The organism is Streptomyces sp. NBC_01410, from assembly GCF_045040195.1.
In the GTDB taxonomy this organism is placed as follows: domain Bacteria; phylum Actinomycetota; class Actinomycetes; order Streptomycetales; family Streptomycetaceae; genus Streptomyces.
Genome location: NZ_CP109530.1, coordinates 2,778,962 through 2,793,798, shown reverse-complemented (window position 1 = coordinate 2,793,798; position 14,837 = coordinate 2,778,962). Strand labels below are relative to the sequence as shown.

Genomic DNA, 14,837 nt, shown 5'->3' with positions numbered 1-14,837 from the left:
CGGATGGGCGCCCGGCGAGTATTTCGGTCTGCGAAGTCCCGGGCTGAGCCAGAATCTCTACTCTATACATGGAGTGATCGAAGAATTGCGTAGAGTGAGGCTTGTTCCAGGCCGGTCAGAGAGTGCGACGGGCAGGCACGGAGCACAGCCTGATTCGGACCCTGGCCAAGGACCCTCGTCAGCTGATCCCCTGGCGCCGCAACTTGGTGCGGCACGGCCGCATGGGCGCGGCGGGTTCGCTCGGCCACGCGCCCGTCCGATGACGGAGGCGAGGCCGTGCCGTCAGCGGGCGGCAGCGTGAGCAGAAGCGGTGGCCACCGGCCCCGGCCGCGCCGGCGCCACGGCTACGAAAATCCTGGAAGGGCCCCGGAGGTTGGGCCTGGGTATTCAGTGGGCTTGAGCGATCTGATGCCCCGATAGCAGAAAGATGCCGTTGAACTGCAAGGATGCGAGTGTCGAGACGCATCGTGGCTGAGAGCAAGGCACTTTCCGGTGGTCGAAAGTACAGGGTGGGACCGTCGGCTGTCCGTGGTGGCTGACGGGAAGAAGCTGATCGGGCATGCCGGGGCGGTGCTGCTACGCCGGTGCGCGGACCACACCGGGCTGACGGACGCGCTGTCCAGGGTGTTGCCGTCCAGCTCGGCGGCCGGATGGCGGGTGCGGGCAGGGGTGCTGGTGCACCTGGCGTCCACCATCTGCTGGTCACGGCGCTGGTTACCACTCAGGCGGGTGTCGGTGACGCCGCGCGTGCCAGATCCGTGCCAGATTGAGCGGTCAGCCACGGTCAATTGGGGTGTGAGGCGGTGCAGCAAGCGCCGATAGGCTGAGCGCTGTTGTGCGCCTGTTGACCAGGCAAGACCGGCCTGTGATCGGCGCCAGGCTTACAAAGCAGATGTCGGCGGTTCGAAACCGTCCGAGCCCACCAGTTAAAGGCCCCAGCCGGCGTTGATTCCCAAGCTGGGAGCGGGTTCGATTCCCGTCACCCGCTCCACGACGAAGGCTCAGGCCAACTCCCGCCCTCGCGCGCTGAGAGTCAGAGGAGGTCACGCCAGAACGGGACCGTTGCTCTTGGGTCCCAGCTCTCATCAACCTCGCCCCGTGCCTCGTTGAACTCCCGGTGCATGTAGTCGACCAGGTCCAGCCCGTAGTAAATGATGTCGGTCTGCCACACCGAGAGCACCGGATGCCCGAAGCTTCCCCTGCCGCCGGGAAGGTACCGATGGGCGTACACAGGAACTAACACCGTCACATCTGCAAGATGGGGCCGTGCCGTGGCCAGTGCAGCCGCATCATCGGCCGGACGTTCACCCCAGCCCTGATACCAGAACCCGTTGTGCTCGACGTCGAGGAGAACGCCCTCGACCGGCCAGCCGAGCTGATCGCGCAACGTGTCCGGATCCCCGCTGCGCCACTCGGGCCAAGGCTTGGGCCAGGCCTGCCCCTCCTCGGGAGGAACATTGACCGGAAGGCCTGCAGCAAGGAATGCGCGGTGATCGTCCGCGAACTCGAAGCCGTACTCGCGCTCGATGCGCGCGAACTCGGCGTCCGTGAGCCCCGGCTCGAACTCATAAAGACCTGTCTGTGCCAGGCGACGCGCGGCCTCCGCACCAAGGCGTCCCCCTCATTGCTGATCACCGCTGCACGCTAACGCCAACCGGAACCCGTCGTCACCCGAGTTAGGCACGCGCTCCGTCTCAGTTTCCGTCCCATTCAGCTACGTTCAGCTGGACCCAAGCACCAGACGTCAGCCAGTCAGCAGCCGACCGTGGCTGAGACCACGACCCGACGAAGGCCCCGACCGTGATCGGTCGGGGCCTTTCGTCTGTCCCTGGTGGGCAGTGGCGGAGGATTCGCGATCACAGCCTCGCTCGTCGACGTGGAACCATCACTCGCTGCACCTGCCCAAGGCCGGCACAGGTGCGCCGTTCCCCACCTCGCCTTCCCGCCCGACCTTGCCAATACGTGCATGTGGTCCGGGCCCTGCCTGCACATGGGCTACGCCAGCGCGCCATGACGAAGTGTGATCAATAGTCTACATATGGTGCACCTGGGCGCCCTCCAGGTCGTGTGCGGACCGAGCCCTCTCGTGGGTGCGGCCAGGAGACGGAGGAGTTGCTGTGCGATACAGATACAGATATATCGGGCTGCTCGCCGCGGGAGGGGCCACCTTCGCACTGGTTGCGGTTCCCGGCTCCTCAGCGCAAGCGGCCCCGTGCACTCCGCCGGCTGATGGCTGCGGCACCACCACGGTGACGTTCGATGTGACGGGCGATGGTCTCCTCATCTCCGTGCCAGACGGCCCCGTCGACCTCGGAGCCGGTGCTCCGGGCACCACGACCACCCCCGTGTCGCTTGGCACCGTGACCGTTACCGACGCCCGAGCGGGTGATCTTGTGTGGACGTGCAGGGTCCAGTCGACCGCATTCACGGCGACGGGAGTGAACCCCATCCCGGCCTCCGCGGGGAGATACGTCCCCGGGACCGTCAACACCAATAACGGGACTGCGAGCAGTCAGAACTCGAATGACATGAGCGCGAACAACCCGATCGCAAGTCACCAGGCGGGGACTGGGAACAGCACGAGCACATGGACCCCGACGATGTCGATCGTCATCCCCAACACAGCCCAGGCGGCCACTGATTACACCGGGACGGTGACCCATTCTGTCACTCCCACATAGGCGAGCGGTTCCGCTGTTCCTGGTCCTGCTGCTGGCCGCGCTCTTTCAGGGCGCGGCCAGCAGCGATGCCCGGTCGATGAGTACTGAGCACACACGGGACGAGGGATCCAGGGAGCCGGAAGCGCAGTTCGGTCTCCGACTGCTTGAGGCGCCGGTCATCCGTCGTGACGATCCCCGCGCGTATACCTCCATCGTCGATCACCTCAATCCGGGTACCACCATTCAGCGGCGGGTGGAGGTCAGCAATAAGTCCTCGGAGCCGCTGCGCATCGACCTCTACGCCGCCGCGGCTTCCATCAATGAGCGGACATTCGCCTTCGCCGCCGGTCGCGCTCAGAACGAAGTGACGGAATGGACCTCGGTCGACCACCCCGTGCTCAGGCTTCCCCCTGGCAGCAAGGAGACCGTGCGGGTCACCATCAAGGTGCCGCCAAGGGCCTCGCGAGGTGAGCGGTACGGCGTTGTCTGGGCCGAGGTCGCCAGCTCCGAGAAGGGCACCGTCAAGCTGGTCAACCGGGTCGGCATCCGCATCTACCTGGATATCGGCCCTGGTGGTGAACCACCCTCGGCCTTCCGGATCGAGAAACTAACCCCCGCACGCTCCCGCGACGGCCAACCGCGGATCACTGCCCAGGTGCGCAACACCGGGGAACGAGCATTGGAGATGTCCGGCAAGCTCTGGCTGTCCGAGGGGCCGGCTGGTCTGCGTGCCGGTCCGTTTCCTGTGACGCGGGGCACCACTCTGGCCCCCCGTGATACGGGCCTGGTGAGCGTCACACTGGACGACAGTCTGCCCAACGGTCCCTGGAAAGCACGGCTGTCTTTGGCCAGCGGCAGGGTCAAGGAGACCGTCACCGCCACCGTCACGTTCCCGACCGCGGGTATGCAGGGCTCGTCCCTCGTCCCCGACTTCGCGCAGCGGCCTTCGACGCTGTCCTGGGGACTCGGCGCTCTGCTGGCCATCCTGGCCGCCGTCGGCATCCGCCGGCTGAAACGGCGACTCGGGCGGCGCGGAGACTGACGGCACAGCGCCGCCGGAACGACGGTCTCGGCCGCGAACAGAAGGCCAGTCTGCGCCAGGAACCCATCAAGCTGTAAAGAGTTTGTTTTGCCCCAATAGAGTTATTAGCCAATGTTTCGCATCGGTATCCGGCGCAGCCGCTCATAGTGTGCGCTCATGGCGAGAATGCGGCGCGGAGCGGGGCGACTCATGGCCGTCCTGCTGGCGGTGGTGATGCTGCAGGTCGTCTCGCCCCATATCGCGGGCGCGGTCCCCCCGTCCTTCGGGCCGAAAGCTGACTTCGGTGCGGGGACCAATCCGTATTCGGTGGCAGTGGGTGATTTCCGGGGGAACGGCCGTAAGGACCTGGCCGTCGCCAACAACGGCTCGGACACAGTCTCGGTGCTGCTGGGGAACGGCAACGGCACCTTCGCGGCGAAAGTCGACTACGCGACGGGCCTCGACCCGTATTCGGTGCAGGTCGCTGACGTCAACCGCAACGGCACCCTCGACCTGATCGTGGCCAACTACGCCGGGGACAGCGTGTCGGTGCTGCTGGGGAGGGGGAACGGCACCTTCACGGCGAAAAGCGACTACGCCGCCGGCGACGGAGCGGAAAAGGCGGCGATTGGCGACCTCAACGGCGACAAACGCCCCGACCTGGCCGTCGCCAACTACTTCGCCGATACCGTGTCGGTGCTGCTGGGAAACGGAGACGGCAGCTTCGCAGCGAGGGTCGCCTACACCGCCGGTGATGGCACATCCTGGGTAGAGATGGGCGACTTCAACGGCGACAACCGCCTCGACCTGGCCGCCACCAACTATCTCGCGAACACAGTGTCGATTCTGCTCGGGAACGGGAACGGCACCTTCGCCGCGAAAACCGACTACCCAACCGGTACGGCCCCATGGTCGGTGACGGTCGGTGACTTCAACGGCAACGGCTCCCCCGACCTGGCCGTCGCCAACTACACAGGAGACAGCCTGTCGGTGCTGCTGGGGAACGGCAACGGCACCTTCGCAGCCAAAGTCGACTACACCGCCGGCGACGGTGCGGAGACGGTGACGGTGGGCGACCTCAACGGCGACGGCACCGCCGATCTAGCCGTCGCCAACTACCTCGGGAACACCGTGTCGGTCCTCACGGGCAACGGGAACGGCACCTTCGCGGCGAAAGTCGACTACGCCATCAGTGGAGGCCCGGCCTGGGTGTCGTTGGGTGACTTCAACGGCGACGGCGCCGCCGATATGACCACCGCCAACTGGACCGCGGGCACGGCGTCAGTGCGCCTCAACACCACTCCGCAGCCACCGGCGATCATCAGCGCGGACCACACGACGTTCGGCCGGGGAACGGCTGGCACGTTCACCATTACCGCGAGCGGCACTCCCACGGTCACCCTGACGCGAACCGGCGCGCTGCCCGCCGGAGTCACCTTCACCGACAACGGCAACAGCACCGCCACACTGGCCGGCACAGCCACCACCGCCGGCGCCTACCCCCTGACCATCACCGCACACAACACCACCGGCCCGGACGCCACCCAGAACTTCACCCTCACCGTCGCCTCGGCTCCAGCCTTCGGGGCGAAAGTTGACTTCGGTGCGGGGACCAATCCGTATTCGGTGGCGGTGGGTGATTTCCGGGGGAACGGCACGAAGGATCTGGCCGTCGCCAACTACGGCTCGGACACGGTCTCGGTGTTGCTGGGGAACGGGAACGGCACCTTCGCGGCCAAGGTCGACTACGCGACGGGCCTCGACCCGTATTCGGTGCAGGTCGCTGACGTCAACGGCAACGGCTCCCCGGACCTGATCGTGGCCAACTACACCGGGGACAGCGTGTCGATTCTGCTCGGGAACGGGAACGGCACCTTCGCCGCGAAGGTCGACTACGCCGCCGGCGACGGAGCGGAAAAGGTGGCGATCGGTGACTTCAACGGCAACGGCACCCTCGATCTGGCCGTCGCCAACTACTTCAGCGACACCGTGTCGGTGCTGCTGGGGAACGGGAACGGCACGTTCGCGGCGAGGGTCGCCTACACCACCGGTGATGCCACGTCCTGGGTGGAGATGGGCGACTTCAACGGCGACAGCCGCCTCGACCTGGCCGCCACCAACTACTTCAGCGACACCGTGTCGATTCTGCTCGGGAACGGGAATGGCACCTTCGCCGCGAAAACCGACTACCCAACCGGTACGGCCCCGTGGTCGGTGGCGGTCGGTGACTTCAACGGCAACGGCTCCCTCGACCTGGCCGTCGCCAACTACACAGGAGACAGCCTGTCGGTGCTGCTCGGGAACGGCAACGGCACCTTCGCAGCCAAAGTCGACTACGCCGCCGGCAAGGGCGCGGAGACGGTGACGGTAGGCGACCTCGACGGTGACGATGACCTCGACCTGGCCGTCGCCAACTACTTCGGGAACACCGTGTCGGTCCTCACGGGGAACGGGAACGGCACCTTCGCCGCGAAGGTCGACTACACCACCGGTGGAGGCCCGGCCTGGGTGGCGATGGGTGACTTCAACGACGACGGCGACGCCGATCTGACCACCGCCAACTGGACCGCGGGCACGGCGTCGGTGCTGCTCAACACCACTGCGCAGCCACCGGCTGACTCGCTCTCGATCAGCGTGCCCTCACCCGTGAACCTGGGCAGCGGAGCGCCCTCAAGCACGATCAGCGACCAGCTCGGCACCGTGCAGGTAAGCGACACCCGAAACGACATCACTACATCCTGGACGGCCACCGTCTCAGCGACGGACTTCACCACCGGCGGCGGCACGCCCGCCGAGACCATTACGAAATCAGCCGTGTCCTACTGGTCCGGACTAGCCACCAGCACCACCGGAATCGGCACTTTCATCCCAGGACAGGCCACCGCCCTGAACGCACAGACCCTCACTACCACCCGCACCGCCTTCACCCTGGCCCTCGGCACAGGGAACAACACCGCGAGCTGGAACCCCACCCTCGTCATCGCGGTGCCCGCCACCGCCGTCGCAGGCACCTACACCGCAACGATCACACACTCCGTCGCATGACCAGCGGGACTGATCGGCCCTCGACCGCCGGCGCGACGAGATCCTCCCGCCGTTTGCAGCCGAGACCGTTCTGCGATGCCGGCATCGAACACCTCGCTCAAACGGCCCGGAAGCCTCGTGCGCTCTGCCCGCCTGTCCGCATCACCCGATCAGCGGCCCCCTGAAAGGGCTCATTGGTTCATCCCGGCATGAAGGGATCAAACTGGTTGATGAGTTGCTATGTTGCCTGATGCACCGTTAGGACTCTGTCACCATGCGGGAGAGCCGCGTATGAGATCAAGAAGTCGCTACCCGAGCCGCGGCACGAGGATGAGCCTGCGAGCACTGGTGATCACGATCGCCGTGTTGCTGGGCATGGCTTTTCCGCTGCCCGCCTCCGCGGCCCCCTCCGGGACGATGAGCTTGAATCAGCTCGACTACCGGACGAACCAGCAGATCACGGTTACCTACACCACGACCCAGCCCAGTTCCGCCAACTGGGTCGGCATCTATGCCGATCCCGGCAACGGCCCGGTCAACGGCCAGTCTCTCGGGGCATCGACGAAGTGGAAGTACGCTCCCGGCGGCTCCGGCCAGATCTCGATCCCGGCCTCCGGCCTCAGCGCCGGCGCCTACGTTGCCTACTACCTGTACAACGACGGCTACAGCTGGCTGGCCAACCCGGTGAAGTTCCGCATCACGAGCTCAGCGCGGACACCAACCGGTTCGATGAGCCTGGACCAGCTCGACTACCCGGCGGGGGACCCGATCCCGGTCACGTACAGCACGAGCCAGCCCAGCGCCCTCAACTGGATTGGCATCTACTCCGATCCCGGCAACGGCCCGGTCAATGACCAGTACGTCGGGCCCGCGAGCAGGTGGCTCTACGCCCCTGGTTCCTCAGGCCAGATCTCGATCCCGACCGCCGGCCTCAGCCCCGGCCACTACGTGGCCTACTACCTGTACAACGACGGCTACAGCCGGGTGGCCAGCCCTCTGAAGTTCCGCATCGTGCCCTCCACCGTGGCCACCACACTGAAGGTGGCGTCCTTCAACACCTGGCATGCCGCCACCCAGGTGACCGGCGGTCTCACCAAGGCCACCAACTTCGTCACCTCCAGCGGCGCGGACGTGCTGGCCCTGCAGGAAACTCAGGGGTACTTCGCCGTGGATCTGGCAAGAAACCTGGGCTGGTACTACTACCAAGGCCCCGCCAGCGTGGCGATCATCAGCAGGTACGCGATCACGCAGACCTTCGGGCTCGCGCTGGACGACTCCGGGCTCGGCGCCCGGCTCAACCTGGGTGCCGGTAAGGAAGCCGTGGTGTGGTCGGTCCACTTGGACTATCAGTACTACGGGCCTTACAACGCGTGCTACGAGGGCATGACGCCGGCACAGGTCGAGGACATCGAGCAGAATACTTCCCGGCGGGTTGTGGAGATCAACGACATCCTCAACAGGGCGGCACCCGAGATCGACGCGGCCACGAGCGGCGGGCCGCCGGTGTTCCTGGCTGGTGACTTCAACACGCCGTCGCATCTGGACTGGGTGCCTGAGGCCGCGAGCCAGAACTGCGGTTACAGCTCCGTCAACTGGCCCGCCACCAGGGCCGTCTCCGACGCCGGACTCAACGACTCGTACCGGGTCATCAACCCCCTTCCGGCGATCTTGACAGGCGACACGTGGTCCCCCGTTTACCCCAAGCACAACGGCTCCACCGGGCCGGACGAACCGCAGGACCGCATCGACTTCGTGCACTACATCGGCGCAGCAACGCCGGTCAGCTCGACGGCCGAGGTCCGTGGCACGCCACAGCCGGTTCCCAACCATCAGAACAACGAATGGGTCAGCGATCACCGCGCCGTGGTGACGACGTTCAGCCTGACCTGAAGTACCGCTACACAGCAGCGAGGATGCTGTGTGTTTGAGAAGCCACCCTCTTAACCGCTCAAATGGGCTTGATCAGCCGAACAGGTTTCCTGTTCGGCTGATCCGGCGATGGTCGGGGCACAACGGCAGTGCCTCTTGGCAGCTCGGTGGATCCAGCCGAGCAGCGCCAGGAGGCCCTGTTGTCTCAACCTTCCGTCCGATGAAACCCTTCCCGGGGCGAGCGTCGAATGCAAGCGCCATGGTCGGCTGACACTGCCCACCAACTAGGTAGTGGCGTGACAGTCCGGCGCCAGCCTTTAGCTGGTGGCCCCGTCTCAGTTTCCGTCTCATTCGTCCACGTCCGCGGCCGTTCAGGCGGGTACTAGAGAAGTCACCGCCCCGACCGCCGATCCGCCATGAACGCAGATGAACGGCCCCGGACGCGACCCTGGGACGGCCAACAGACTTGGAAAGAGTCCGCGTGCCAACGGTCATGTCAGTGGACAGCTGTAGCGTCCGCACATGGCAATCAGACCTTCCGCGACGTGGCGGGACGAGGTGTCGCAGAACGCAGACGCCGCAGAGCTTTACACCCCGATGATGCTAGAGGCGACCGACGCCGCCCTGGCCGCGTTCGAAGATGAGGCTCGATCTCTCGGCGAAGCATCGGACGAGCGCATACTCGCGGCTGTCGAGCGAGTGGTGGAACAGCTCAACACCATCGATGGCGAGCACGGTGCGTTCTGCACCATCGAACGCGAGGACCTGTGCGAGTACATAGACCAGGCCGTCACCGAGCAGGGCATCGACGTCTCAGATCTCCTCGCCCGCCAGGACATGGAGGAACTCACCGAGCGGTGGCGCGACTGGTAGGGCCATCTGCGCCGTGCCAGAAGCGTGCCAGATAGGGCGGCGACCACCGGTCAACCACGGTCACAATGAGGTGCCAGCGCCCACCTCGGTTCCTGTGTTTTCCACAGGTCAGCAGGCATGCCAGCTTGGAACGGCCGGTGATTCCCAAGCTCAGGGCGTGCGGTGCACGCCATACGATCAGTGGATGTCTACGGAAGAACCCGAGGCCGTCTGGGCCCTGGAGGGGTACAGCAAGACGGACGACTTGTTGCGCACCGAGCACCCCATCAGCCGCGAGCAGGTCCTACAGCTTCGCGAAGTAGTCAAACCGGACGCTGACGACCCCTGGATGCTCCATTGCTACCCCGTACCAGTCGAGGTGTGGCCGGCAGTAGAGGCGATCCTTCGATGCGGGCCGCCCGACCCCACGCTTGACTATCTAACGGGGGCCAGCGCCGCGACCGGTGCTGGTGCTGGTGCAGAAGACGACCCGAGTAGAGAGCGGTCTGACATCCAAAGTTGACATCAACGGCGCTGAACAGCAGCAGCGTTGAGCGGCTGTCGGCGGTGCTGTTCCCCGTGTTCCGGCCAAGTGCGATGGCGGTCTGGTCGAACTTGCAAAGCAGACGTCGGCGGTTCGGATCCTTCCGCGCCCACCAGTGAAAAGGCCCCGACCGATCATGGTCGGGGCCTTCGCCGAGGCGCACCCTGCCGCCGCCACCAGCCCCGGAGCCTGATCCCACGGGGCCGGGCACGGACACCTTCGTGAGTCCGGGATCAAGTTGTGGGGCGTTTGTTGAACGCGGCAAGCGTTGCCTTGTTCGTCGAGGAACCTCGCGCGTTATTTGATGAGGACACGAGACCGGCCGATGCGAGCGGTCCGCCAAGCCCGCCAGACCCAACTGCTCGTACTTGAACACCCAGGTATGCATCGACTGCCTTGAGCGCCATACCGGGCCGTGACTTGAGTGGAACGCCCCCGGTCACCTCTACAACCGCCGCCCCTGATCTCTCGCCCCATGGCAGAGCTCCCGCCCAAACCGCTCCCGCCGACGTCACGCGGTCTCGGAAGCCAGCTTGCGTGATCAAGCCCCTACCTGCGGATTTGTCTGGGCAGGAGATTTGATCGTTGTTACTCTCCCTGCAGATCGATGCATCGACATATCGATGCTTCTCGGGTTGGGGGCAAGGTGCAGAAGAAGCACAAGGTGGGGCTGGCCGCGGCTGCGGCGGTGCTTGTGGCGGTGCCCGGCGGGCTTTTGGTGAAAACCCAGGCCGCGGCGGCCGAGCGTGAGGCGGACCAGAACTCTCTCGAGCAGGCCGCCGAGGAGGTCTTCCAGCGGCGCGCGGATGCACCTGAGGCTCACTGGCGGAAGTATGCCCCGCCGGCGGGCAAGGTCTGGAACCAGGCCGACGCCAGAGCCGTCGTGCGGGAAGCGAAGAGACAGGGCGGCCAATTCGCCGTGGACGTAGATGAGATCACCACTCCGTACGCCTCCGACACGTACGGAAGGAAGCTAGAGCCGACCACGCCCTATGCTGGGTCCTACCGGTTCGTCTTCGAGCAGGACGGGGGCGACTGGCGTCTCGTCGAGGACCTGACGGCGCAGTTGTCGAAGTAGCGCGCCTGCCTGCGTGCCGACGGGGATGGTCAGCCGCCACGGGCCGCGCCCAGTCTCAGGACCAACTCCGCCCCCGCCGTCTGACGGCAACCTCAGCTGACGCCACGGTACGCAGGCCGCGTGCCCGCTGAGGCGGCATCTGTCGGGGACCCACGGGGAAACGGCGCCGTAGGAGCTCCCGTGCAGGTCAGTGACTGCCAGGTCAAGCCGCATGGCTCGGCTGGCAGCATGCTCACAGGGAATCTCGGTTGCCGTTCCTTCTCAACGACTGGCGATACTCCCTCATGAGCAGATTTGCCGAAGTCATCGTGCTGGCCGGCAACGAAAAAGAGACCATGGAGCCGCTGACCCAGCCAGACGACAGTCGAGAGTGGTCAGGGTGTTTCACCGATATCGGGCAGGGCATGTTCGGCGGCTGGGCCATTGAGTTCGTGCGGCGGTCCAGATGGATCGGATTGCTGGAGCACCTTGAGTCGTTGCCCTGGAAATCACCACACTCAGTGCAGGTGCTGGTTCACGACGAGGAGGACGAGTGCTTTGGCCTGTGGATGATCCACGACGGCCGACTCGTGGAGATACCTTTGCCGCGCACCCGCCGGGCGTTCTGGCCGAGCCATTACACGGGTGAAGTTGATCAGGACGACCCCGGGATCCTCATCCGCACAGACGGACCCGGCGGCTGGCCTGACGGGGGCTGAGCGTGGCATGGCAGGGTGCCCGGGGGCTGGTCGACCTCTGGTTGTTGTATAGCGGCCCAGTACGGCAACCCCAGCAACCGCCCCCGTCCGCAACCGTCACTCCGGGGCCTCGGAGCGGCCGGTATGGACGTCGCTGACCATCTGGCCAGAGCTACGGATCAGAAGGTCTCTGACGTCAACGACGCCGGACAGGGGCGTATATGGGCACCCTTGTCCGGTCGTCATGACGGCCGAGCCCCAGAGCTACATCAGCGCCGTTGGCCTCACAGGGAGGCGAGGCTCGCGCGGGCTGCGGTCATGAAGGCGGTCTTGTGTTCCTCAAGGTGCTCGTTGACCTCGGTGTCGCCGATCTCGCGCCACACCGCTTGGTTGAGCGCGCGGCCATATGCGTGGACAGGAGCGTGCACGACCGGCTCGCAGAGCAGCACGAGATGCCGTTCAGCGGCCCAGAGGCTGGTCATGGTGGCCGAGGCCAGGTCTCTCCAGCCTTCGTCATCGCCCCACGCCTCGGGACGGCTGTAGGCCGCCCGTTCGGCATCCTGGGCGCACGCGATGAATTCCTTGATCGTCTGCATCTGTTCTGCCCGGCGAGCCTCGGCGGTGGCCACTGCCTGTCGGCGTTCCTCCGACCGTTCAGCTGACCGCTGCGTGGCGCGCTGGGAGAGCGCCGCCAAGCCACCGCCGAGGGCGACACCCGCGAGTGAAAAGACGGGTCCCCACACTTCCACCGCCACCCGAGCGCCCCTTACGACAAGTTCTTGCGCATCATCGTGAACATGGTCCCGTATCGGTGCAGCGAGCCGTCCGGCACCTCCACATCTACGACCGCCCGCCCGTAATTCGCATCGAGAGGCCAGCCCGTGCTTCTGCCTGTCCGCGCAGACCAGCATCATCCGCGAAGGCCCGAACCGGGACTTCTACCTCAAGCAGCGCGCCGAAGGTCTCAAGCACGTCCAGGCCGTCATCGCCCTTGCCCGCCGACGGGCGAGTGTGTTGTGGGCACTCCTGCGCGACGGGCGGGTGTTCACCCCAGCTCCACCGGTCGCGCAAGCGGCTTGACTCCGTCATTGAGACTCCCGCCCAAAGCCGCTGCACCGACCGCCCGATACCGTGCGGCCGACGCATGGCCTGCGTACCTTGAGGCACCGACCGAGGGGGAAACGTGAAGTACGCAGTCGTTGAGCAGCAGGGGCAGGGAATCTACTGGCACGACCCCAGCCCCTACGTCGCCAAACTTCCCGAGATCCTGCCGACGCTCCCTCCTGGGGCACGTGCCTTCGTTTCGCACCCTGAGCACTACGACTTCTCAGCGCCCGGCTGCGTGAAGGACCTGAGGCCCCAGGCGTTGCCTCCCGCTGTCGACCGCCAGGAGCGGTATGAGATCCGTTTTGCCTGGCCAGGTTGCGAGGACGACGTGCTCACGATTCGCTACAGCGGTGTCAGCAGCGTTGAGATCACGGCTGACGGTGGCGGCCCCGTCGAACCATCGGACTTCAACACCGTGCGCCTGGACGAAGTCCTGCCGCACGAAGCCGGATGCAGCCATGAGCTGAGGCTCACGAGCGGCACGGTGCGGATCGTGTGCGCGGATCTCGCGGCAGAGTGGGCTCCCACCATCGCTGAGTGAGGCGTGCCCCTTCCGTGCTCGATCAAGCGGGGAACACCGGGGAACAGCGGGCACCCATGGGAAGGCAAGAGAACGACCCCTGACCTAGTCTCCCTGGTCAGGGTCGTTTCACCTGGCAGTGGGTGTGGGATTTGAACCCACGGTGACATCGCTGCCACGACGGTTTTCAAGACCGCCGCGCGGCGTTCACGGGGCCTCCAGCCGGCGTCTCCACCACGGGTCACGAGACGAAGCGAACGGATCGTTGAGCGTGCGGGCGAGGAAGCGCTCGTCGAGCGGCTTGAGCACCATGCGGAGCTCACGCGCGGAACTCCGCGAGAGACCGCAGCACAGCTCCTCCAGAAACGCACGGGAGTCAGCGCCCGTGAAGGGATCACAGCACTCGCACCCGACGCCCTCCGGCGAGGCATACATCACCCACGGGCCGGGCTTGAACGCCATCGCTCGCCATCGCACCAACGCTCGGTGCGCATCACCGGACCAGTACCGGCGCCGCTCGATCCGGGCAACCTCGGCAAGAGCCTTGGCGGATAGCCCCGGTATCACCGCTCTGCTGTCCCACGATCGTGGTCTCTGCGACAGGTCCAGCCTGACCTGCGAGGGAGCCCTACGCGGCATAAGCCTTTCGTCTGTTGATCACGCCCTCATCATGCCCCGCCCACATGAGGCTTGGCCACCACTTTCCCCTTACCCTCGCCTGAACGTCCAGGACTTGAAGTGGAGGGGGACGAACCCGTCGGGAACGCCGGCCTCCGCAGCGACCGCTTCGGGGGCGTTGACGGTCATAGTTGGCGGCAGTCGGTGAGGCCGCGTCGGCGAGGCAGCAAGAAGAGGCTATGCATCGGCCGCGGTAGAGGTTTCCCAACTCCACCAAGACACTGCGCGCGGCGCTGTGCAGCCCACCCTCGGCGGGCGCGGGCCGACACCTGTCTTCGCCTGGTCGGCTCGCGCCCGTAGGCGGGCCGCAATGGCGCAACAGTCCCTTTCCCCGGCGATCACGCTCAGCCAGGCTGCGTCCATGGCGACCAGCGACTCACAACCGATCAACCGTGTCACCTTCACGGACTTCCTGCCCGACCCGCACGATGAAGACTGCTTACGGCGGGCCGTCAACGTGCCCGCCGACCTGGTGACCTTCGAAGGCAACCATGGCGTCCTGTGGCTCGCCGGTGTCGAAGCCGCCCGGTACCCGCTGCCCGACATCACATCAGTCGCTCCGGCAGGCCCTCGTGGCAGCAGCCGTCAACCCAAAGACCCCGCGGCCATACGAGCCAAGTACCCCAACGCCTATCAGCCATGGTCGTCGCAGGATGAGGAGCGCCTCCTGACCCGGTACCGAGCAGGGGCTACCGATCCTGCTGAGCTCGCCCGACGAGTTCGGCCGACAGCCGAGCGCCATCCGGTCTCGTCTCGCCAAGCTGGGGCTTGAACACCTGGCTGCGGGCGATGGGGCGTAGGAGTCGG

Annotated in this window: 12 protein-coding genes and 2 pseudogenes; 10 read left to right on the top strand and 4 right to left on the bottom strand. The window is 65.8% G+C overall.

The window, feature by feature from the left end:
* Positions 1-1,033: 1,033 nt before the first annotated feature.
* On the bottom strand, positions 1,034-1,387 hold the full coding sequence (locus OG741_RS12770; protein ID WP_405597134.1) for a hypothetical protein: 354 nt from the start codon (positions 1,385-1,387) through the stop codon (positions 1,034-1,036).
* 102 nt (positions 1,388-1,489) lie between these two features.
* Here OG741_RS12770 and OG741_RS12765 point away from each other — a divergent pair, with 102 nt between their 5' ends.
* The 5 genes from OG741_RS12765 to OG741_RS12745 all read left to right on the top strand — a co-directional run bounded on the left by OG741_RS12765 (position 1,490) and on the right by OG741_RS12745 (position 9,447).
* Entirely contained in the window at positions 1,490-1,648 is a 159-nt protein-coding gene (locus tag OG741_RS12765; protein ID WP_405597132.1) for a hypothetical protein, read from the top strand.
* Positions 1,649-2,757: 1,109 nt separating this feature from the next.
* Positions 2,758-3,702 carry a peptidase gene (locus OG741_RS12760; RefSeq protein WP_405597130.1) on the top strand — a complete coding sequence of 315 codons (945 nt, stop codon included), beginning with the start codon at positions 2,758-2,760 and terminating at the stop codon, positions 3,700-3,702.
* A gap of 189 nt (positions 3,703-3,891) precedes the next feature.
* Positions 3,892-6,726: an FG-GAP-like repeat-containing protein gene (locus tag OG741_RS12755; RefSeq protein ID WP_405597127.1), complete on the top strand. Its 2,835-nt coding sequence runs from the start codon at positions 3,892-3,894 to the stop codon at positions 6,724-6,726.
* A gap of 270 nt (positions 6,727-6,996) precedes the next feature.
* A complete protein-coding gene (locus OG741_RS12750; RefSeq protein ID WP_405597125.1) occupies positions 6,997-8,595 on the top strand; it encodes an endonuclease/exonuclease/phosphatase family protein in 1,599 nt (532 codons plus the stop codon).
* 501 nt (positions 8,596-9,096) lie between these two features.
* Entirely contained in the window at positions 9,097-9,447 is a 351-nt protein-coding gene (locus OG741_RS12745; RefSeq protein ID WP_405597123.1) for a hypothetical protein, read from the top strand.
* A gap of 809 nt (positions 9,448-10,256) precedes the next feature.
* Here the strand turns inward: OG741_RS12745 and OG741_RS12740 are convergent.
* A pseudogene (locus OG741_RS12740) lies at positions 10,257-10,447 on the bottom strand (hypothetical protein); the annotation flags it as partial.
* 169 nt (positions 10,448-10,616) lie between these two features.
* Between OG741_RS12740 and OG741_RS12735 the strand changes: the two are divergent.
* Both OG741_RS12735 and OG741_RS12730 read left to right on the top strand, forming a co-directional pair.
* Complete coding sequence (locus tag OG741_RS12735) at positions 10,617-11,048, top strand: hypothetical protein (protein ID WP_405597121.1); 432 nt, start codon at positions 10,617-10,619, stop codon at positions 11,046-11,048.
* 284 nt (positions 11,049-11,332) lie between these two features.
* Positions 11,333-11,746, top strand: coding sequence for a hypothetical protein (locus tag OG741_RS12730; protein ID WP_405597118.1), 414 nt, complete (start codon positions 11,333-11,335; stop codon positions 11,744-11,746).
* A 263-nt stretch (positions 11,747-12,009) separates the two neighbouring features.
* Here OG741_RS12730 and OG741_RS12725 read toward each other — a convergent pair whose 3' ends face one another.
* Entirely contained in the window at positions 12,010-12,480 is a 471-nt protein-coding gene (locus OG741_RS12725; protein WP_405597116.1) for a hypothetical protein, read from the bottom strand.
* A 130-nt stretch (positions 12,481-12,610) separates the two neighbouring features.
* On the opposite strand from OG741_RS12725, the pseudogene OG741_RS12720 reads away from it, so the two are divergent.
* A pseudogene (locus tag OG741_RS12720) lies at positions 12,611-12,805 on the top strand (IS110 family transposase); the annotation flags it as partial.
* Positions 12,806-12,908: 103 nt separating this feature from the next.
* Entirely contained in the window at positions 12,909-13,373 is a 465-nt protein-coding gene (locus OG741_RS12715; protein ID WP_405597115.1) for a hypothetical protein, read from the top strand.
* A gap of 186 nt (positions 13,374-13,559) precedes the next feature.
* Here the strand turns inward: OG741_RS12715 and OG741_RS12710 are convergent, their stop codons facing one another.
* Positions 13,560-13,814 (bottom strand): hypothetical protein, encoded by a 255-nt coding sequence (locus OG741_RS12710; protein ID WP_405597113.1) that lies wholly within the window; start codon positions 13,812-13,814, stop codon positions 13,560-13,562.
* Between the two features lie 577 nt (positions 13,815-14,391).
* Between OG741_RS12710 and OG741_RS12705 the strand changes: the two genes are divergently transcribed.
* Entirely contained in the window at positions 14,392-14,802 is a 411-nt protein-coding gene (locus OG741_RS12705; RefSeq protein ID WP_405597111.1) for a hypothetical protein, read from the top strand.
* Positions 14,803-14,837: the final 35 nt, after the last annotated feature.